Annotated in this window: 20 protein-coding genes; 5 read left to right on the top strand and 15 right to left on the bottom strand. The window is 50.1% G+C overall.

The annotated features are described in order from the left end of the window. Positions 1–366: 366 nt before the first annotated feature. Both RCF31_RS21995 and RCF31_RS21990 read right to left on the bottom strand, forming a co-directional pair. Positions 367–531 (bottom strand): general stress protein, encoded by a 165-nt coding sequence (locus RCF31_RS21995; RefSeq protein WP_013511857.1) that lies wholly within the window; start codon positions 529–531, stop codon positions 367–369. A gap of 201 nt (positions 532–732) precedes the next feature. Continuing rightward, positions 733–1,647, bottom strand: coding sequence for a LysR substrate-binding domain-containing protein (locus RCF31_RS21990; RefSeq protein ID WP_416413391.1), 915 nt, complete (start codon positions 1,645–1,647; stop codon positions 733–735). 111 nt (positions 1,648–1,758) lie between these two features. Between RCF31_RS21990 and RCF31_RS21985 the strand changes: the two genes are divergently transcribed. Beyond that, complete coding sequence (locus RCF31_RS21985; protein WP_416413390.1) at positions 1,759–2,364, top strand: LysE family translocator; 606 nt, start codon at positions 1,759–1,761, stop codon at positions 2,362–2,364. Here the strand turns inward: RCF31_RS21985 and RCF31_RS21980 are convergent. After that, positions 2,361–3,329, bottom strand: coding sequence for a PDR/VanB family oxidoreductase (locus RCF31_RS21980; RefSeq protein ID WP_416413389.1), 969 nt, complete (start codon positions 3,327–3,329; stop codon positions 2,361–2,363). The genes RCF31_RS21985 and RCF31_RS21980 overlap by 4 nt on opposite strands. Before the next feature lie 11 nt (positions 3,330–3,340). Continuing rightward, positions 3,341–4,372 carry a molybdenum cofactor-independent xanthine hydroxylase subunit HpxD gene (gene hpxD / locus RCF31_RS21975; protein ID WP_416413388.1) on the bottom strand — a complete coding sequence of 344 codons (1,032 nt, stop codon included), beginning with the start codon at positions 4,370–4,372 and terminating at the stop codon, positions 3,341–3,343. 128 nt (positions 4,373–4,500) lie between these two features. On the opposite strand from hpxD, the gene RCF31_RS21970 reads away from it, so the two are divergent. Beyond that, the gene (locus tag RCF31_RS21970) at positions 4,501–5,415 is read left to right on the top strand and encodes a LysR family transcriptional regulator (RefSeq protein ID WP_416413387.1); all 915 of its coding nucleotides are present in this window, start codon (positions 4,501–4,503) and stop codon (positions 5,413–5,415) included. A 270-nt stretch (positions 5,416–5,685) separates the two neighbouring features. Here RCF31_RS21970 and msrA read toward each other — a convergent pair whose 3' ends face one another. The 3 genes from msrA to RCF31_RS21955 form a co-directional block, all read right to left on the bottom strand. Beyond that, on the bottom strand, positions 5,686–6,228 hold the full coding sequence (gene msrA, locus RCF31_RS21965) for a peptide-methionine (S)-S-oxide reductase MsrA (RefSeq protein WP_416413386.1): 543 nt from the start codon (positions 6,226–6,228) through the stop codon (positions 5,686–5,688). A 76-nt stretch (positions 6,229–6,304) separates the two neighbouring features. Further along, on the bottom strand, positions 6,305–7,090 hold the full coding sequence (gene map / locus RCF31_RS21960; RefSeq protein ID WP_416413384.1) for a type I methionyl aminopeptidase: 786 nt from the start codon (positions 7,088–7,090) through the stop codon (positions 6,305–6,307). Beyond that, the gene (locus tag RCF31_RS21955) at positions 7,087–7,332 is read right to left on the bottom strand and encodes a ParD-like family protein (protein WP_084881122.1); all 246 of its coding nucleotides are present in this window, start codon (positions 7,330–7,332) and stop codon (positions 7,087–7,089) included. The genes map and RCF31_RS21955 overlap by 4 nt, the downstream gene beginning before the upstream one ends. A gap of 212 nt (positions 7,333–7,544) precedes the next feature. Between RCF31_RS21955 and bdcA the strand changes: the two genes are divergently transcribed. After that, positions 7,545–8,258 carry an SDR family oxidoreductase gene (bdcA, locus tag RCF31_RS21950; RefSeq protein ID WP_416413383.1) on the top strand — a complete coding sequence of 238 codons (714 nt, stop codon included), beginning with the start codon at positions 7,545–7,547 and terminating at the stop codon, positions 8,256–8,258. A gap of 44 nt (positions 8,259–8,302) precedes the next feature. Here the strand turns inward: bdcA and RCF31_RS21945 are convergent, their stop codons facing one another. Next, entirely contained in the window at positions 8,303–9,196 is an 894-nt protein-coding gene (locus tag RCF31_RS21945) for a LysR family transcriptional regulator (protein WP_416413382.1), read from the bottom strand. A gap of 86 nt (positions 9,197–9,282) precedes the next feature. Between RCF31_RS21945 and RCF31_RS21940 the strand changes: the two genes are divergently transcribed. After that, complete coding sequence (locus RCF31_RS21940; protein WP_416413381.1) at positions 9,283–10,068, top strand: carboxymuconolactone decarboxylase family protein; 786 nt, start codon at positions 9,283–9,285, stop codon at positions 10,066–10,068. Between the two features lie 649 nt (positions 10,069–10,717). Here the strand turns inward: RCF31_RS21940 and RCF31_RS21935 are convergent. Further along, a complete protein-coding gene (locus tag RCF31_RS21935) occupies positions 10,718–10,885 on the bottom strand; it encodes a general stress protein (protein ID WP_416413380.1) in 168 nt (55 codons plus the stop codon). Positions 10,886–10,915: 30 nt separating this feature from the next. Between RCF31_RS21935 and RCF31_RS21930 the strand changes: the two genes are divergently transcribed. Then, on the top strand, positions 10,916–11,131 hold the full coding sequence (locus tag RCF31_RS21930) for a hypothetical protein (RefSeq protein ID WP_416413379.1): 216 nt from the start codon (positions 10,916–10,918) through the stop codon (positions 11,129–11,131). Positions 11,132–11,358: 227 nt separating this feature from the next. Here RCF31_RS21930 and RCF31_RS21925 read toward each other — a convergent pair whose 3' ends face one another. The 6 genes from RCF31_RS21925 to RCF31_RS21900 are packed head-to-tail and all read right to left on the bottom strand — an operon-like array spanning position 11,359 to position 17,791. Next, positions 11,359–12,033, bottom strand: a complete 675-nt coding sequence (locus tag RCF31_RS21925; RefSeq protein ID WP_416413378.1) for a fimbrial assembly chaperone — start codon at positions 12,031–12,033, stop codon at positions 11,359–11,361. A gap of 16 nt (positions 12,034–12,049) precedes the next feature. Further along, complete coding sequence (gene stbD, locus RCF31_RS21920; protein ID WP_416413377.1) at positions 12,050–13,429, bottom strand: fimbrial usher protein StbD; 1,380 nt, start codon at positions 13,427–13,429, stop codon at positions 12,050–12,052. After that, complete coding sequence (locus tag RCF31_RS21915) at positions 13,383–15,950, bottom strand: fimbrial outer membrane usher protein (RefSeq protein ID WP_416413376.1); 2,568 nt, start codon at positions 15,948–15,950, stop codon at positions 13,383–13,385. Before RCF31_RS21915 ends, stbD begins: the two co-directional genes overlap by 47 nt. Next, positions 15,922–16,686, bottom strand: a complete 765-nt coding sequence (locus RCF31_RS21910; RefSeq protein WP_416413375.1) for a fimbria/pilus periplasmic chaperone — start codon at positions 16,684–16,686, stop codon at positions 15,922–15,924. The genes RCF31_RS21915 and RCF31_RS21910 overlap by 29 nt, the downstream gene beginning before the upstream one ends. Positions 16,687–16,744: 58 nt before the next feature. Further along, positions 16,745–17,290, bottom strand: a complete 546-nt coding sequence (locus RCF31_RS21905; protein ID WP_416413374.1) for a fimbrial protein — start codon at positions 17,288–17,290, stop codon at positions 16,745–16,747. A gap of 21 nt (positions 17,291–17,311) precedes the next feature. After that, positions 17,312–17,791, bottom strand: a complete 480-nt coding sequence (locus tag RCF31_RS21900) for a LuxR family transcriptional regulator (protein WP_416413373.1) — start codon at positions 17,789–17,791, stop codon at positions 17,312–17,314. Between the last annotated feature and the right edge of the window lie 500 nt (positions 17,792–18,291).

Genomic DNA, 18,291 nt, shown 5'->3' with positions numbered 1-18,291 from the left:
GCGCGATTTATCGCGACTGATGTTGTGATTCTGTACAAATCATCAAAGTATCACTTCGCATAATTCGTCATACCGAAACACATATGCTTCAGGAAAGTAGCATCAGAAATGCAAGAAATCACGACTTTTTATAAGGTTAGTTAGTGTCAGGTCCATTTATTAATTGAGATATATTCAGTTCTGGATTTTTTTTAATTTGTACAAGGATAATATCCTTGTACAAATTAAATAGGCTGCTTGTATAAGATGGCGGGGAATATCCTGGTGTTTGTGGGAAAATAACTCTCCGATAGCATTTAACATGTTCGTCAGGAAAGAATTTCCCACAAAAGGAAGAAGTAAATATGGAATATTTGGATGTTTTCGTTACTTGCGGCGGCTGATTTTTCCACCTTTTCGGCCTGCTTCGATGGCGCGTTCCGGGTCATTGCGGAAGTTTCCGCCACTCATCTGACCACCTTTGCGACCCGCTTCAGCCGCGCGCTGCTTATCTTCTGCAAAGTTACCTGAACCACCACGACGTTGTGTCATTGTTTATTCCTCATCGATGTATTTGGCGATTAACGGTACATGCTTCTTTTACCTCATGAAGCAAGAGTAACTGTAGCGGTGATTTTAATTATCGTGGTCTAGGAATAATCCTAAGTTTGCAGTTTTGTCGGATTTAAATTCTGTTGCGAAAATTATTTTCGTTGATTTCGATAGCTACAAAATAATTCCCAGCCTAATGTTCTAATCGCCGATGTTTAACCGTTGTACTTCCTCCGGCAGTTCGGCAGGGACATGTTCTTTCAGCCAGCAACACAACGCTTCGGTCTGAGAGGTTTTCGCGCAGGCGCGGGGCCAGACAAAATAATATCCGTCACCGGTTGCCACCGCCTGTGTAAAAGGCAGCGTCAGCAATCCATCGCGCACCGCCGTGAGACTCAACATCAGGTCACCCACCGAAATACCGTGGCCGCTGATTGCCGCCATATTGCCTTGTTCCAGTGTGTCGAACACCTTGCCCTGCCAGAGATTGGGGGCGGGGGTGTGCCCGGTGGCGTGCAACCAGCGTCGCCAGTCGCGCCGATCGGCCGTGGGATGAATTAATTCACAGTTGGCAAGATCCTGCTGCGCCTGGTGTTTCAGGGCCGGGGCACATAGCGGAATCAGCCACTCTTTAAATAACAACCGACTTTCGCTATCAGGGCCAAAATCACCGTTGCCGAGCAGGATAGCGCAATCAAAAGGCTCACTGCTGAAATCGACACTGTCGGTTTCCATCCAGACGCTGGTGATTGCCACGGGTTGTGTTGAGTTTCGCTCACGATAGGCCTGCAATACATCGAGCAACCAGCGCATGGTCAGCGTTGACGGTGCTTTCAGACGCAATGCTTTACCCTGCTGGCTGAAGGCGGCACAGGCACGTTCAAGGTTGTCGAATCCCTCCTGCAATTGCAGCGCCAGTATTTTTCCCGTCGGGCTGACTTCCACCTTTGGCCCACGTCTGATGAAGAGTTCACAGCCAAACACGGTTTCCAGCGTACGGATATGACGGCTGATGGCTCCGGGGGTGACATGCAACACAGCAGCAGCCTGGCTGAAGGACCCAAGCCGGGCCGCACAGGCGAAGGCGCGCAGAGCATAGAGAGGTGGAAGCGACATCATCGTCTTCTATTGTGAGTAAAACTCATATTCAACGTCAGTTTTATCCGTTTTTCAACTGGATCAGAGCAGGGGATACTGGCGCTTCCTTTTTCTCCGCAGATGTCGCTTATGAACCTGGTGTTGCTCAGTACCTATATGTTGACCGTTCTCACCCTATTAGCGACGCCAGGCCCGGTGGTGGCGCTGGTAACCGGCACCGCTGCACGCCACGGTACACGGCGGGCCTTTGCTACGGTGATGGGCACACACGGTGCGTCGCTGGTGCTGATTATGCTGGCAACCCTGATGCTGGTTGGATTGGTTTCGATCAATATACTAAGTTTGCGCATCGCGGCGCTGGTGGGATGCGGTTATATCGGTTTTGGCGCATGGCGGGGATTAACCGCGTCAGCATCACCCGCAGGACAGCAACATGTTATGCAGGGCGGGGTGTGTCAGGGTTTTTGGGTCGGGGTGGCGAATCCGAAAGATATTCTGTTTTTCGCCGCGCTGTTTCCTCAATTCATCAGCGTCACGCCTCACGTCAGCACCAGCCTGATGCTGCTGACAGTGGTGTGGATGGTGTTCGATTTCAGCGTGATGACTTGCTATATCCTGGTGGTACGTCACTGGGTGACGGGCAAACAACAACGGCGGCTGGAGGTGTTATCCCAATGCTTTCTGCTGCTGATTGCCCTTGCTGGCGTGGGCTATAACCTGTGGGAAATGTTCTAAAGGTCAATCACCAGATTGCGCGACAAACTGCGCGAACAGCACAGGGCGATATATTGCTCTGCCGCGCTTTTCTCGGCGTCTGATTGTACCGTATCGCGATGATCGGCTTCCCCTGCGGCCACGCGCGTCAGACAGGCACCACACATACCCATCTCGCAGGAGAGCGGAACATCGACGCCGTTTTCCAGTAACACCGTGGCGATGGTTTTTTCTGGCGGCACCGGCCATTGCTGACCACTGGAGGCGAGGGTGATGGTAAAACTCTCTTCGTTGCCACTCGTCAGGGCAGTCGTCAGGGGCTTAAAGGCCTCAATATGGATATTCTCCTCATGCCAGCCGTGCTGCGTTGCCGTGGTACGCATATGGGCCATAAACCCTTCCGGGCCACACAAATAAAGATGGGTATCGTCTGCCGGTTCCAGCAACTCTGCCGGGACATGATTACGCGGACTGCGTCCTTCGCTGCTGTGCCAGATTTCGCAGAAACCGTGTTGAAAGGGTTGGGATAATTCCGGCAAAAAAGCTTCGTCACCCCGTTCCCTGACATAGTAATGGAGCACAAAGGGGACACCGGCGGTTTCCAGCGCCTGCGCCATGGCATACAGCGGTGTAATACCGATACCCGCTGCCATCAGAATCACTTTTCCAGCGAGAGTGAGCGGGAAAAGGTTACGTGGCGGAGAAATGTCAATCACCTGGCCAGGGCGCAGGATATCGTGCACGTAGCGCGATCCACCGCGTGATTGCTTATCGCGCGCGATGCAAATCTGGTAATGGCCGGTGTTTTCGCTGTGTCCGGTCAGCGAATATTGCCGTACCAGCCCCTCACGGAGATGGACATCGATATGCGCCCCTGGCTGCCAGCAGGGTAAAGGCTGCCCATTTTCTGCCACCAGATTAATCCCCAGATTGTGACGACCCTGGCGATAAATCCCATCAACCACGACCCGTAACATGTTGCTCATCATCGCCTCCATTACACCAGGAAAAACTCACCAAAGCCCATACGTTTCAGGCCGCGACGATAGGCGATCGAGCTGCGATCTGCCGGGATATGTGCCTCCAGCGTCAGGTCAAGCGGCAGGCGTTCTGGCATTTGGGTTTCCACCATCAGCCGGTCCTCTTCGAACACACGCTGGTTAAAGGCGTGGACATCTTCCACCGGAATGTGCAAATCAAAATTGCGGGCAATCGGGGCGAACATGCGGGTTTTACGTGCTGAAACCGGTGACGCCGCATTCATGATTACCAGTCGCGCCTCGCCGGGAAAATGGATAGTCAGCGTGGCAGTGAAGGGCAGGTGCATCTCAAAATGACGCAGCCACTCGAAGCCTTCCGGCGCCTGCTGGCCGCTGTCGGCGGCGAAGTTACTGACGGAACTCCAGTAATCCACCGCGAAACCATAGGCGGTTTCGATGGGATTATAAGGCGGAACGGTCTGGTTCGCCGGGTCGGCAAAGGTTTCGGTATGCACCCAGGCGAAATGCGCCACATCGAGAAAGCCTTCCACCTGACGACCGGCAAAGCCGTTAACATCAAAGCCCGGGCAGTTAATCTGCTGGAATCCGGCATCATCCCAGTGCGGCATCACCGGCAGCGGAGCGGGGTTGTCAGCGTCCGGGGCCATGCACACCCAGATCAGCCCGTAACGTTCTTCCACCTGATAATTGATCAGGTTGAGTTTGGCGGGGATCGGTTGTCCAGGGCTGGAAGGGATACGGTTACAACGCCCGCCTTCACCGAAGCGCAGGCCGTGATAAGGACACACCACCCCTTCTTCATCATGAAAACCGAGGGTCAGTGGCACACCGCGGTGCGGACACACATCGCGTGCCACCACCACCTGACCTTTGATGCGATACACCACCAGCTGCTCATCCAGCAGCACCGCTTTGGTGGGGGCACCGGCGATGTCACAGGAACGTGCCACCGGATGCCATTGGCTTGCCAGACGCAACCAGTCATCAGGTTCAAAAGTGCAGTGGGCGGGTGGGGTGATGGTGTTCATAGCGATGTCCTGTCGGTTGCTCACATTAAAAGACTTCATTTTTGTCTGGTCATTGTTGATAATTATCCCTGTACAAATCCATCAGCATTAATTCAATTATGTGTTGCAAAAATTAGTACAGGTGAGACATGAGTCCATTTTCCCGATTCGCGGTTTATTTTGCCGAGGTGGCGCGCAGCGGCAGTCTGCGCAAAGCGGCGGAGAAGTTGCATGTATCGGCATCTGCCATCAACCGGCAGATTTTGCAGGCAGAGGAAGGTTTCGGTACACCGCTGTTTGAGCGTCTGCCTGATGGTCTGCGTATGACGACCGCCGGTGAATTGTTGTATGACGATGTGATGCGCTGGCAGCGCGAGTTCCGCGTCACTCGCCAGCGTTTTGATGATATTCAGGGGCTGAAACGCGGCAATGTCAGCGCCGGACTGGTGCAGGCGTTGACCAGAGGCAGAGTGGCCGATGCGCTGGCGGAAATCGCCCGGCAACATCAGTGGCTGCGGCTGGAGCTGACGGTAGACAATAGCCATGCCATCAGCCAGTTAATCCGCCAGGCGGAAATTGATTTTGGCCTGATTCTCGATCCCGCCGGACAAAGCGGGCTGGAAGTGCTGGCGTTTGTCGAACTGGATATGGGGGTGGTGCTGCCACCAGAACATGCGCTGAGTGGCCGGGCATCGTTATCGCTCAGTGAGCTGAGTGGTGAACGCCATATCATTCCCGGTGAGTCGCTGGTGGTGCATGAACGCGTCGCTGCGTTGTATCGCAAGCAGGGGCTGGAACCGGATAATATCATCGCCTGCAACGATATTCGGCTGATCCGCAGCCTGATTGCCCAGGGCACCGGTATCTGCGTGTTAAGCCGACTGGATGTGATGAGTGAAGTGGAAGAAAAGCAGTTGAACTTTGTGCCGCTGAAAAACAGCGTATTGCGCCCCCTGACGCTGGCACTGTGTACGGCACCTTCCCGCCAGCTGTCGCGTGCCGCACAACGGGTGATTCAGCGCATTACCGAAGTGATTGATGAGATGACGCCGCCCGGTGGCTGAGCGTCTCACCTTCGCTGATACTTTTATCCGACAGCACGGCCGCCATCTGCACAGGCGAGAGGGCGATTTTTACTCCATTGTCATCATGCATAATTAGCGTTCCGTTGCTGGTTGAAAACAACCTGTGCTTTAACGGTTAACGCTGAGGTGGAAACGCCGACCAGGTCAATAACCACACGGAGCCGTAGCGGCGCGATTTATCGCGCTATTCTGTGCACGGTGCGTAAACCCCGCGTGATAAATCACGCCGCTACAACCCGCTGCGATAAGTCAGTTCGGGTTTTCTTTTGCCTGTTTCGGGAACTTGTTGCGCAGTTTTTGCAGTTTGGCGGGGATATTCATCATGCAGAAGGCATTTTCCTGGCCCTCTTTTTCCCAGAAGTTCTGATGGTAATCTTCGGCTGGATACCATTCGCTTAGCGGTTCAAGCGTGGTCACCAGAGGCTTACCGATTTCAGCTTCTGCGCGTGCGATACCCTGTTTAGCGGCAATACGTTGTACTTCAGAGGTGGGGAACAATGAAGAACGGTAGCGGGAACGTTCAACGCCATCTTTGATATTCGGCTGGCTTGGATCATGAGTCGCGAAGTGGATATCCAGCAGATCGTCGTAGCTGACGATGTCGGCATCAAACACGATTCTGACCGCTTCAGCATGGCCGGTGGTATCGCTATACACCTGGTCATAAGTCGGAGAGGCCACATGGCCGCCGATATAACCACTTTCCACTGAGATTACACCATCGATGGACTGAAAAATCGCCTCGGTGCACCAGAAGCAGCCACCGGCAAAAATCGCGCTTTCACTTTTCACGCTAATATCCTGACCCTGAAATAAATGATGGCGCTACCCTACATCACTGGCAGGGAAAGCGCCATCGTCCGACATGTCAGATGGCCGGGTATTCTCCGGTGCCGTCCGGCCACGGCGTCAGCAGGTCAAATCCGCTTTCCGTCACCGCCACGGTATGCTCCCATTGGGCTGACAACGAACGATCTTTTGTCACCACCGTCCAGCCATCGGACAACACGCTGGTGCCCGCCTTACCGGCATTGATCATCGGTTCGATAGTGAAAATCATGCCGGCTTCCAGCGGCATCCCCGTTCCTGCTGTACCGTAATGCAGAATTTGTGGGTCACCATGATAAATTTCACCGACGCCGTGACCGCAATACTCACGCACCACCGAAAAACCGGCTTTCTCCGCGACCTGCTGGATCGCTGCGCCAATATCACCCAGCGTTGCGCCGGGTTTCACTACGCGTATGCCAGCCACCATCGATTCATAGGTGATCTCCACCAGACGTTTGGCGCGCACTGACGGCGTGCCAACGAAATACATCCGGCTGGTGTCGCCGTACCAGCCATCTTTGATGATCGCCACGTCGATATTAACGATATCGCCGTCTTTCAGCTTCTTCTCCCCCGGAATACCGTGGCACACCACATGATTAACGGAAGTGCAGGTGGTACGGGTATAACCGTGATAGCCGATATTGGCCGGAATCACCTTTAATTCGTTAACGATAAAATCGTGACAGATGCGGTCCAGTTCGTCGGTCGTGACGCCGGGTTTGACATAAGGGGTGATCATTGCCAGCACTTTGGCGGCATCATGACCGGCAGCGCGTGCCAGTTCAATTTCCTGGGGTGAATGCAATTTGATGTCGTTCATTGCGCGGTTCCCTGCGGTGTCAGTAAAGAGGTGTTAAGCAGCTTAGCCAGATCGGAGCCGCCATCGATTTCTACCCGCATCAGCAGACGTGTCAGTTCCTGATGGCTTAATTGTGGATAGAGTTCGGCCAGCATGCCGATTTTCATCCAATGCTCCGCCTGAGCGTTGATCGAGCGGCTTAACGCCGTGCTCGCTACGCGCAGATTCTCGTGCATCAGATCGGAGATTTTTACGATACCCATCACATGGCCTATATGAAACGTATATGGTTTATATATAGGTTACGCCGGGCGCACTGATTTTGAAAGATAAAGTTTTCGCTGGCACGAAAATGCATCTGCGAACTTCAGGTTACGTCTTTGTCGGGAAACGTGCGGCGATAGCGCGATAAACGTCAGCTAAACTGAGTGCATCGTAGCCAATGGCGGCTACCCGAAATCACTAAGGAGTGCCCATGTCTTATTTCCAAGGTAAGTCTGTCCTGGTGCTCGGCGGCAGCCGGGGAATTGGTGCGGCGATTGTCCGGCGTTTTTGTGCTGAAGGCGCTAACGTCATCTTCACCTATGCCGGATCGCCCGATGCCGCCAGACAACTTGCTGAATCAACGGGTAGCCAGCCTTTCCAGACTGATAGCGCAGACCGCGATGCCGTGATTGCCCGCGTAAGGGACTGTGGCCCGCTGGATGTGCTGGTGGTCAATGCGGGCATCATTGCCTTCGGCGATGCGTTAGAGCAGGATCCTGACGAGGTTGAACGGCTTTTTCGTATCAATATCAATGCACCTTATTTTGCCTCTGTCGAAGCAGCCCGTCAGATGCCAGAAGGTGGGCGCATTATCATTATGGGTTCAGTAAATGGCGATCGCATGCCGATACCCGGCATGGCGTCTTACGCCCTGAGTAAATCTGCCTTGCAGGGCATGGCGCGAGGGCTGGCACGTGATTTCGGCCCGCGTGGTATCACGATCAATGTGGTGCAGCCTGGCCCCGTCGATACGGATGCAAACCCGGCGGAAGGGCCATTAAAAGATCTGATGCACGGGTTTATGGCGATTAAGCGTCATGGGCGGCCTGAAGAAGTTGCAGGGATGGTCGCATGGCTGGCTGGCCCGGAAGCGGGTTTTGTCACCGGGGCAATGCATACTATCGATGGCGCATTTGGTGCCTGATTTATCCCGGGTTCGGGAACATTCGCCCGCGCTGGCGGGCGTTATCATGCGCTTCTGACCATCTCAAGCAATGCCTGTAAGGCGGGGGATGTATTGGATTTGAGAAACGCCACGCTAACACCGATTGACAGCGTGCTGGCTTCCGGTTTCAGTTCGCGAAACACCACCCCCTGCCGTTTAATATTCCTCAATGAGGAGGGAATCAGCGCGAACCCTTTCCCTTCGGCAATCAATCCAAGCAGGATGTGATGATCCGGTGGTTCTGGCAACATCGTTGGCCGGAAAGCGAGTTTATCGAAGAATGACTGGCAATAATCATAAAAGCCGGGATTCAGCGGACGCTCAAACCAAAACATTGACTCGTAACTGAGATCGCTGAAGCTAACTTTGCGTTTACGCGCGAGGGCATGATGCGCAGGCAGGGCCACCACCATCGATTCTCGGTGAACGACTTCTGTAGCAAGCTCGGCAGTATCGGTATGTAAACCAATAAATGCCACATCCATTACGCCGTTCCTGATATCCCGCACCAGGTTGATTGAGTGATTGCCTTTGGTGATGAGCTGCCATTGGGGAAAGCGTTGCTGAAAGCGGGAAAAAACATCGGGAAATACGCTTCTGTCAAAAACAGTGGTGTAGCCAATAACGATTTTTCCCTGAGTCACGTCTTGTGCCGATCTGGCCGCCGCAATCGCTTTTTCTGCCTGTGCCAGTGTGCGTTTCACTTCCGGAAGAAATTTTTCTCCTGCCGCTGTCAGGGTGACACCACTCCCTGTGCGTATAAATAATTCAACGCCCAGCTGTTCTTCTAATTGCCGGATTTGTCTGCTGAGCGGTGGCTGAGAAATATGCAGACGCCGGGCAGCACGCCCGAAGTTACGCTCCTCACTGACTGCAAGGAAGTAGCGGAACTGGCGAAGATCGATAGAAGTATTCATACCGAAAAGGTATCACAGAAAGGGTATTCGCCACATCCTTTCGCGGGTTGTAGAGTTCGTCAACTTAATCATTTCAGGAGAGAACTATGTCAACATCAACTCGCTATGATTCAGGTCTGGCAACGTTAAAGCAGGTTGGCGGAGCCGGCTATGATGGCCCACTGAATCAATTAAAAGATGTCGCACCGGATCTGGCCCGTTTTACGGTTGAATTTTGCTATGGCGACATCATGTCACGTAGCGAGCTTGACTTGCAGACCCGCCAGTTGAGTACCGTCGCGGCTCTTGCGGCAATGGGGAATGCGCAGCCACAGCTCAGGTATCATATTGCGGGAGCGCTTAATGCAGGCTGTAAGCCTGAAGCAGTTATTGAAGTGATCATGCTCTGTGCGGTCTTTGCGGGCTTTCCTGCCGCCGGGAACGCCATACTGGTGGCTAAAGAAGTTTTAGCCGAACGTGGCTCCTCTTTTCAGCCAGTAATGCAAGCTGCCTCTGACAACCGCTACGCAACTGGCATGGCGGCACTGGAAGCGATCAGTGCCGGAGCGGGTAAAAACGTTACGCAAAGCCTGATGGGGATAGCGCCTGACCTGGCCCGGTTTGTGGTTGAGTTTTCATACGGGGATATCTTGTCCCGGACGGTGATCAATCATCGCACTAAAGAACTGGCTATTGTTGCTATGCTGACTGCGCTTGGCTCGGCTCTGCCGCAGTTAAAAGTGCATATCAGCGCAGCGCTTAATGTTGGGGTAACCCCGGTTGAAATTACCGAAGTCATACAACAGATGGCTATTTATGCCGGATTCCCGGCGGCGCTTAACGGTATCTTTGCAGCGAAGGAAATCTTTAACAACACGAATACCGCTCGCTGACTTTTCGGTGTAGCAACTGAAAGTTCGACGTTTTTCAAGACCAGCATTCATGTTAACGGAAAGAAAAAACCCGCGAATCGCGGGTTAAAATGCATCAGATTCGAAACCAGGAAAACTCTCGTTCGCAGCACGTTGCTGTGTGTGCTTTGCGTCGCTATATTAGCAACGGCCAGAAAGATGTAAAGATAATGTTAAATGAAGAAAATCGACCGTGAGGATTAGTTTTTTAATCAGAGAGTATGACGATAGCTGTGAGGTAACGAGAGTGCAGTCTTTCGTTCCGCATCAGGTGTTTAACAAAATCATCGCCTGCACGATTGCGATGCTCTTGCTTTGAGGAATATCCAGGTTTAAACCGCAATTCTTACCGGCTTGCCGACCAGTCACCAGTAATGAGCGGGGTTCTCATGCTCTTTCATATCCAGAGTGAATAATCTTAATGGAAATTTGAAGTGATGTTTTAAAATGTGGTTTATGATTTTGTTAATACAAGCAGTAAAGAGAAGTTTGCTTTGTTCATGGAATGAATTGAAGGAATAAAGCTCTTTTTTGTGAATATTTAGACATTTTAAAAGCCAGTAGAGAATGTAAAATTCCAACGGAGCATCCCTGCTCCAGCGCCTGTCATCCCTGAATCAGTTAGCGCAGATCAGGAGCCGCGATTGTTATGCTGGCCGCCTTTTTTACCTGCGTCTGACGCTCTGTCACGGTCATTTTTAAAGTTACCGCCGCTGTTCTGGCCGCCTTTCTTTCCTGTTTCGGATGCTTTGTGTTTGTCTTCATCGAAATTTCCTGAACCGCCTCTATGTTCAACCATAATATATCCTCTTCATGAGTAAAAAATAACATGACGGTCAACTCACATCACATGTGTGTTACGCAATTAATCCTAATGCAATATTCCTTTAGTGCAAGCGGTGAGAAAAATGAAATGGCTTTTTTTACGGATTTAACTGAAGGGATTGGCATAATGTTCTGTGCTGCAAGGGATTATTTTTTTGTAAAATATATCCGTTTCGTTAATGCGATGGCGCTATTGGTGTTAATTGATGCTGTAAAATAAGATAGGCTTCTGTTGTTTGCCTGTTTAAATTTCGGGCCTGTTTCTGAGAATCGTCTTAATAAAAGGGGCCAAAAACGGTGGCCTATTTTCGCTGCTGGCACATGAATCCGAATGTATCAGCGCTGGCGTTTCATCTGAAATAATCATGCAGTTAAGAGGAAGAAAGAAGAGGGCAATGATGTGTCCCTCGCTGTGCTGCGCCAGATTCGGCACAGCACAGCCCAAAGTTACACCAAAGGCAAAATGTTGGCGGAGTAATTTACCGGATTGCCATTATCATCGATCACGTCATATTTAACTTTCTCCCCTGGTTTGAACACCTCGCTGAGTGGCACGACTAACTGGGATTGGGGCTCAATAAGGAGATTTTTTAAATTATCGTGACTGCCAATGGTGGCATTGATACTCATGTACCAGGGAGTCGGATTCTTTACAATCAACTGCCTGTCTTTTGCCATAAACTGGATTTTTGCCGGGTCGGCAATCTGCGGTGCATTAAGCCCTGCAGGTCGTACAAACACCTTAAGCCGAATCCGTAAGGGCAACACCACCTTCTTCTCAACTTTACTCATATCGCTTTTCAACGAGGGTATCTGATAGATATTCAGCCAATAGAGGCTTTCTCTGTCAGCAGGAATAGACCCCCTTGATGTTAACATCAGACGCAGTGAACGGAGTTCACCAGGAAACATCTTCATAACAGGCGGTAAAGCTATCACGGGTGTTCTGCTTTGATCTGGTGAGGCATTGATGTCGCCATCATCAGTCCATACCTGAACAATGGTTGGGCTTTCACTGCTGTTAACTAAATTAATCGACTGCATATTCGCCGAGGCGTTAAAAATAACCCTCGTTTTGTCAACATTGACTACAGCAGAGGCAGTGAAAGTAGCCATCGTCATTATTAAAATCATTGTCTTACTGAAAGCTGATGACAACTTGCAATTGTGCATTGACTGTTCCTGCTGTAATAGTTTGCCCATCGATGGCTTCGAGAGATGCGGTGAAATCCCCGCTATAGATGCTGGTGGAGTCTGATGAAACCAACGTGGTGAGATCTTTATAGGCATACCACCCACGGGTATTTCCTGTTCCGGTGCTGGTGAGGTCTGGCAGCAGATTTATTGCTGTGCCGTTACTGTTATAGATTTTGATTCCTACGCCAGATGCCACGCCGCTGCTGCCATAATTGGTATCAAGCAACCAGGTTAGCCCGCCGCCAGAAGTGACCAGGCCCAGATTCGTTGCCTGGGTGACAGCGTTTGATTGGTTAACTAAAAAACCCATCGCGACATTTGCAGAGCTTGAGGAGGATGTACTGGTGCTGGAAATAGCACCTGACTCACACTCAATACTGACTGAGAAGGGAGCCTGACTGCTGCCACCGGCCGAAAGTGTACTGATACTGACCGTAGGCAAAAGGACCACGGAAGGATAATCCTTGACCTCGCACAGTGCGCCACGCACATAGGTCACGTCACTGTAGCTGCTCCAGGTACCTGGCCAGTTGCCATACCAGCCATAAAAATAGCTGGCGCTATCCATACCGACCGTAAGGCTATTGGTATCCAGTCCCGGACCTTTGAACGCAATATATCCCCTCGGCTGGCTCCTGGAATCAAGCCAATAGTTGCTGGAATTATAATAATAAGTCGTTGAATCGATCTTAAACATTTCATACAGCACATTACTGAAGGCGCTGGCGGGTATGTAAATATAAGTACCATCGGAGTACCAATTATCGGATGTTAATTGCCGTTGCTTCCAGTAACGGCTGTAATATTCTCCGGTGCTGAGGTTAGTCATGCGCACAGCAACATTTTTGGCCTGATCGTAATATGCCCCGTCCACTTCAGAAGTGGTATATTTTCCGGTGTAGCTGTCATCGCCATTGGTTGCATACATTTCATATAAACTATCGGCGTCGGCGACATCACAGCGATATAAAATCTGATTGGCTGTGTACGCTGTATTACTGGCCGAGGTCAGGAAGTTACCGACAGCGCTTGCCAGCAATGTGCCAGAAGCCTGGAATGTGCTGCCACTATTGATGCTTATCACCGCAGGTAAGCCTATGTTGCCATTGCAGGTATCACAGGCTCCTGTCCAGGACGTTGCCGTATATCCTGCCGCAATCGCGGCAGAAGATAAGGAAGAGGAACTGGTGACTTTGGTGCAGCTCGCCTGAATTGAGAAGCTAATAAAGTAAAAAATAAATAATATGGGGAAATAAATTTTTAAACGCACAGGGTTATTCCTTGCTGCATGAGCTATTGAGGTGAATAATTCCTTCGTCATCACGTCCTGTAATCTGATAATTGACGTAACAGGTGCTGGTGGCTGATTCGCCCCAGTTCACTTTTAATGTGCCGGAATCATGGGGTACGCGGGCATATAACTGTCCGCCCTGGCCAACAACACCAATTAATGTATTATCAGCATCACGAACTTCAGCGCCCATCGGCGGAACTTCACCATTACGCATCATCAGATTAATGAGCACGGCTTTACCTCGGATAGTGGCGAAGTTAATTTTCGCCACTGCACCGGCATAGGGCACAACTCGTTGGCTACCACCACTCAGTTCTGCATCCGAACTCATATTCAGCGTATCGAGACTGACCGTATTGGCACGATAAGGTGTCAGAGAGGGCAGAATGGCGTAGCCAAAGCTATCGACTACCGCGCCCTGACCATTGCGCACTGCTGCACCTTGAGCACCATCAGCATGGATTAAGGCAAATGTATCGCTGGTGTAAGGGCCGAGGGTGACCCCGCCGCTATGAATCAGGAGGGTTCCTGATGCCCCCAGGCCTGCCTGCCGATAGTTACTTCCCTGACCATAATTGGCACGGAAGTTACCCACGCGCGTATTCTGCTGAACGCTGCCACCAAAGGTGGTGGAATTGCTGTTGCCGTCCGTACGATCCTGATCGGTACCTGCGTAGACTGAATAGCTGAAGTCGCGGTTTTGTCCGGCAGAACCGGTTAATGAAACGGTTGAGGAGCGGGTTTCCTTCGATTGGTTATAGTTGTATGCCACTGACGACAGGTTGTTGCCCCAGTTCAGTGGAATAGAAATATTCAAAGAGACGGTATTTTCCGTGTATTTCTGTTTGCTGGAGTCATCATCGGAATCATTGACGCTAACATTGTAGCGATCGTAGTTATAGGATGTGCGTTGCCGTGCGACATTGAAGCTATAGCTAATCTTTTTCCAGGTATTGCTGTATCCCATCTGCAACTGTGTAATACGTGACTGATTATTATAGTAATCTGCTGTGCTGGCATTCAGGCTAACCATTCCCAGACCATCAAAAGACTGGCTGAGGGTGGCCGATAAGCGATTGCGCTGATGCAAAGTATCCGAGTAGTAGCTGACGCCTGATTGGCTCTGGCGCCTCACGCCCAGCACATCTTCCAGGTCTCTGAACCCGCTGGTGGAATAACGGTAAGCGGCCAGCACCAGGTTAGTGCCTGTCTGGAATGTTTTGCTGTAACTGACTTCGGCACGCCAGCCAGTGACATTTTTATTTTGCTCGGCTTTGGCATCGGAGAACGTGGTGTTAACACCCAGCGCACCCGCTTCGGTTGCCAGCACACCCCCCAACAACCATGCCTGGTAGTCTTTGGCCAGCCGTGAACCCGCAGTGGCGGTCAAGCGGTTGCTGATACCTTTTTGCAGTATCCCTTCAAAGAACGCATTATCCACCGAGTAATATTGCCGTACCCGGCCCAGAGCGAGCGAATAGTGCCAGTTTCCGGGACGGACTGAATCCGGAACCGAGGAGTAAGGCACGGTAAAAGTAGAGGTTTTACCGTTCGCTTCAATCACTTCAACTTCCAGATCACCCTGGCTGCGTGTGTTATACAGATCGTTGATGACAAATGGACCAGGAGGAACCGTCGTCTCGTAGATCACTTTGTTTAACTGTTTAATCACCACGCGTGCGTTAGAGGAGGCGACGCCCCGGACTTCAGGCGCATAACCACGCCGACCCTGTGGCCACATGCGTTCATCAGTCGCCAGTTTGATACCATTAAAGGACAAGCTGCCGAAAAGTGAGCTTTCGGTATAGTTGTCCCCAATTGACATCAGGCTATTGATGCTTTCCAGTGGATGCTGGACCCAGGTTTTCACCGCATTGTAGCGATAACTGCTGCCGCTGCTGCTGGTTTGGAGGTAGCGTAAGTTTCCCTGGTGACGAAATTGCCAGTTGGCAATATTGGTGCCAGCAGTAATACCACTCCATAGATATTGGTAGCTGTACCCGGTACCTGGATTTTCCGTCCAGGTATAGTTGGTGTTATGGCGAATAAATAAGGCCGTCATCCCATCATCCCACTCAGCAGCTGGAATATATCCTCTGGGTGTCCTCTGGAGATCGGCCATTGGAATCATCAATTGCAAGCGCAGGGAGGACTGGTCAAATTCCCACTTTCCGGTTTTTACCCACCATGAAAGGGGATGGCATTGATCGTCATTTTTGCCATCTGGCATTGCTTTGATTTGCATTAACTTAGCGATGGAATCAGGAATACAAGGCTCAGATTTGTTCCCGGCATTATCTGCCGCAAAGTTGATCTTTACGCCAGATTTGATCAGTTGGTTGTTAAGGTAAATATCGACCAAATAGTTTCCCGCAGGCGTGCTGCTCTCATTAAATTTTTCGAGATTCTGGCCAAAAGCCGAGCCTTTGAAGAGTGATGAATCAAAATAATATTCATCACAAAAACCTTTGGCTGGCAAATACGTGGAAATACTTAAAGCGAAAAAAGTGAATTTAACGTTACTGCACTTCAACCGTATAATTTTCACTTATCCTTGCTCCCTGATCATTAATAGCAGCTAGCGATGCCACACCCGCACCCTGCAAGTGTTTACCCGAAGCCGGAAACCAAAATATTTGTTTAGAAAATGGTGCGACCATGTCCGGTCGGGCTTGAAATGTCTGGCCTGCAATTTTCAGCGATACGGTAACAAGTGAGGCATGCCACGGCTGTGGATTATCAATCTCAAGACCATTGCCTTTTTTGCTGTCCCTGATATGCCGAATTTTGAGCCCGTCTAAAATATTGCCCGGCTTACCGACAGCCGCAGGGCGGTAGAAGATCTTGATACGATTGCGTAACATCACCATCATCGCATTTTGTTGTGTCGCGCCTGCCCGATTTGCCGGTGGGATTTGCAGGACATTAAACCAGAAAACCGATTCTCTATCCTGAGGCAGAGATTGATTGCCACTGAATATCACCCGAACAATTTGGCCTGATTTGGGTTGAATACGAAATACCGGTGGAGTGACAATAAACGGCGTCTGAGTTGTCTGTTCCGGTCGGGAATCAATATCACCGTCATCAAACCATGTCTGCATAACATAAGGCAGGTTGTCATTATTTTTTAACTGCACATCAACTGACTTAGCATTCGCCGGATAAATAATACGACTTCCCTGAATGGTGACGCTGGCTTCAGCCGTTACTGAAATAAAGCATGACAACAATAAAAGGGTCAGAACTGTTTTGAATAGCGAGAGATTACGACTTACAAACATACCTGGGTTCTCAAATAGAAAAAGTGCGTATCCTGTAACCGATACGCACCAAAAAATATTACTGATAGCTCACTGCATACTGGAGTGAAGCGACAACCGTACCTGCTGTAGGCACGCCTGTAGCGTAATATTGAACGCTATAGTTGGCGCTGGATTCGGTTTCACCCGTCGCCAGGGTGAGGTCGCCGCTGGCGGTGTATCCGTCAGTCAGGTCAATCACCGTGTCTTGCGGGTCCAGAATCTGAACTTCTACATTTTGCGCGGTTCCGGTGTTGGTCAGGTTGCCGGTTGAACTGACGTTATTACCGACAAAAACGGTTGATACACTGGTTGATGCCGTTGAGTCGCCAGTACAACCGGTCAGGCCCATGGTGAAGGTGGTTTCACCGGCAGTATCACCGCTGGCTGCTAAATCAGTGGTACTTACTGTTGGCATCAATACAACCGGTGACGTGGTGTTGCCATTGACTGTGACGGAGCAAGTCTCAGCGGTGACTTCGCCCTGGAAACTGATGGTGTTATCAGAGGCTGAATACGCAAAACCCGAAACCAGACTTGCGCTCATGATCAGTGACAAACATGTTTTCGTTACTTTGTTAGCCATCGAATAGTTCCTTTATCTCTATTATCTTGAAAGAAGCTTATTAAGACTGATACCGGTTTTTCTGCGGATAGAGTCTTTCATGTTATAAATTTTCTTGACCTCGACCATCAATTCTCTGGAAATCGAAATGAGTGATCGATCATTAACGACCAGATCGAGAAATCTGACTTCATCTTTAGTTAACGGATTTCCTTTATACTTTCCCCCTCCCTTTATGCCGTAATAGGAGTAATTAATTGACTTCTTGATTTCTTCAAGACTTTCCCGACCAGTGATTACGGTGCTGATTGCCTGATCTTCTCTTTTCCAATAAAGGGCGAGTGCCTCCATAGGGGCGTCACAGATCAGAATAATATTCAGTTTTGTCAACCTGAGATAATCTATCCAATTTCTATTGGTGAAATAACGCAGGTTCCTGGCTGAAAAATCAACAAATACACACCCTCTGCAAAATACGCTTTCGTATTGGCCGCTAACAATAGAAAGTACCCCCTTAGTCATGAAGTAATTTCTACCTGGCCATACGGCGATCTTCTGTAGGGGACACCGGTTAAGTAGGTCTGTTGCTTCGCCTGTAAGCTGACAACCAAACTTACAACTGACGCAGCAAATGTCCTCTCTGGTTATGTTCTTCATAAGCTGATCTCGACCGCTTCGTAAGAGAGTTGAGACAATCCTAAGGTTTTAATCCTTCCAATTCAATGGGTTAAAATTGGTTGTGTTTTTGTGGCCTGGGAAAATTCTTAAAAGTAGCCGTAAGCATTTAATGAGAGATGTTATTGAGTTTTCGTAATTTAGGCTTTATCTAAAAGAGTACATAACTCTAATTAGGTAGGATGATTCTGGGGTGTATAGGATATTTCCGGAGAAATTGAAGTTTTGATCAATAAAAAAATCGCATTATTTGCTAAAGTTTTTTTCGAGATTTCGTTCTACCGCATGAAGCATTTTGACGGATTACTTAATTGTTGAGTAGCGTATCTCAATGATAAATAGAATAA

This window comes from Pantoea sp. App145, assembly GCF_047947045.1.
In the GTDB taxonomy this organism is placed as follows: domain Bacteria; phylum Pseudomonadota; class Gammaproteobacteria; order Enterobacterales; family Enterobacteriaceae; genus Pantoea.
The sequence above is the reverse complement of the archived record's forward strand: the minus strand, read 5'-3'. Positions and strand labels throughout refer to the sequence as shown.

Coding starts and splice junctions, on each gene's coding strand:
- RCF31_RS21995 (WP_013511857.1), bottom strand. CDS start 531: ATGACACAACGTCGTGGTGGTTCAGGTAACTTTGCAGAAGATAAGCAG.
- RCF31_RS21990 (WP_416413391.1), bottom strand. CDS start 1,647: ATGTCGCTTCCACCTCTCTATGCTCTGCGCGCCTTCGCCTGTGCGGCC.
- RCF31_RS21985 (WP_416413390.1), top strand. CDS start 1,759: ATGAACCTGGTGTTGCTCAGTACCTATATGTTGACCGTTCTCACCCTA.
- RCF31_RS21980 (WP_416413389.1), bottom strand. CDS start 3,329: ATGAGCAACATGTTACGGGTCGTGGTTGATGGGATTTATCGCCAGGGT.
- hpxD (WP_416413388.1), bottom strand. CDS start 4,372: ATGAACACCATCACCCCACCCGCCCACTGCACTTTTGAACCTGATGAC.
- RCF31_RS21970 (WP_416413387.1), top strand. CDS start 4,501: ATGAGTCCATTTTCCCGATTCGCGGTTTATTTTGCCGAGGTGGCGCGC.
- map (WP_416413384.1), bottom strand. CDS start 7,090: ATGAACGACATCAAATTGCATTCACCCCAGGAAATTGAACTGGCACGC.
- RCF31_RS21955 (WP_084881122.1), bottom strand. CDS start 7,332: ATGGGTATCGTAAAAATCTCCGATCTGATGCACGAGAATCTGCGCGTA.
- bdcA (WP_416413383.1), top strand. CDS start 7,545: ATGTCTTATTTCCAAGGTAAGTCTGTCCTGGTGCTCGGCGGCAGCCGG.
- RCF31_RS21945 (WP_416413382.1), bottom strand. CDS start 9,196: ATGAATACTTCTATCGATCTTCGCCAGTTCCGCTACTTCCTTGCAGTC.
- RCF31_RS21940 (WP_416413381.1), top strand. CDS start 9,283: ATGTCAACATCAACTCGCTATGATTCAGGTCTGGCAACGTTAAAGCAG.
- RCF31_RS21935 (WP_416413380.1), bottom strand. CDS start 10,885: ATGGTTGAACATAGAGGCGGTTCAGGAAATTTCGATGAAGACAAACAC.
- RCF31_RS21930 (WP_416413379.1), top strand. CDS start 10,916: ATGACGGTCAACTCACATCACATGTGTGTTACGCAATTAATCCTAATG.
- RCF31_RS21925 (WP_416413378.1), bottom strand. CDS start 12,033: ATGACGATGGCTACTTTCACTGCCTCTGCTGTAGTCAATGTTGACAAA.
- stbD (WP_416413377.1), bottom strand. CDS start 13,429: ATGACGAAGGAATTATTCACCTCAATAGCTCATGCAGCAAGGAATAAC.
- RCF31_RS21910 (WP_416413375.1), bottom strand. CDS start 16,686: ATGTTTGTAAGTCGTAATCTCTCGCTATTCAAAACAGTTCTGACCCTT.
- RCF31_RS21905 (WP_416413374.1), bottom strand. CDS start 17,290: ATGGCTAACAAAGTAACGAAAACATGTTTGTCACTGATCATGAGCGCA.
- RCF31_RS21900 (WP_416413373.1), bottom strand. CDS start 17,791: ATGACTAAGGGGGTACTTTCTATTGTTAGCGGCCAATACGAAAGCGTA.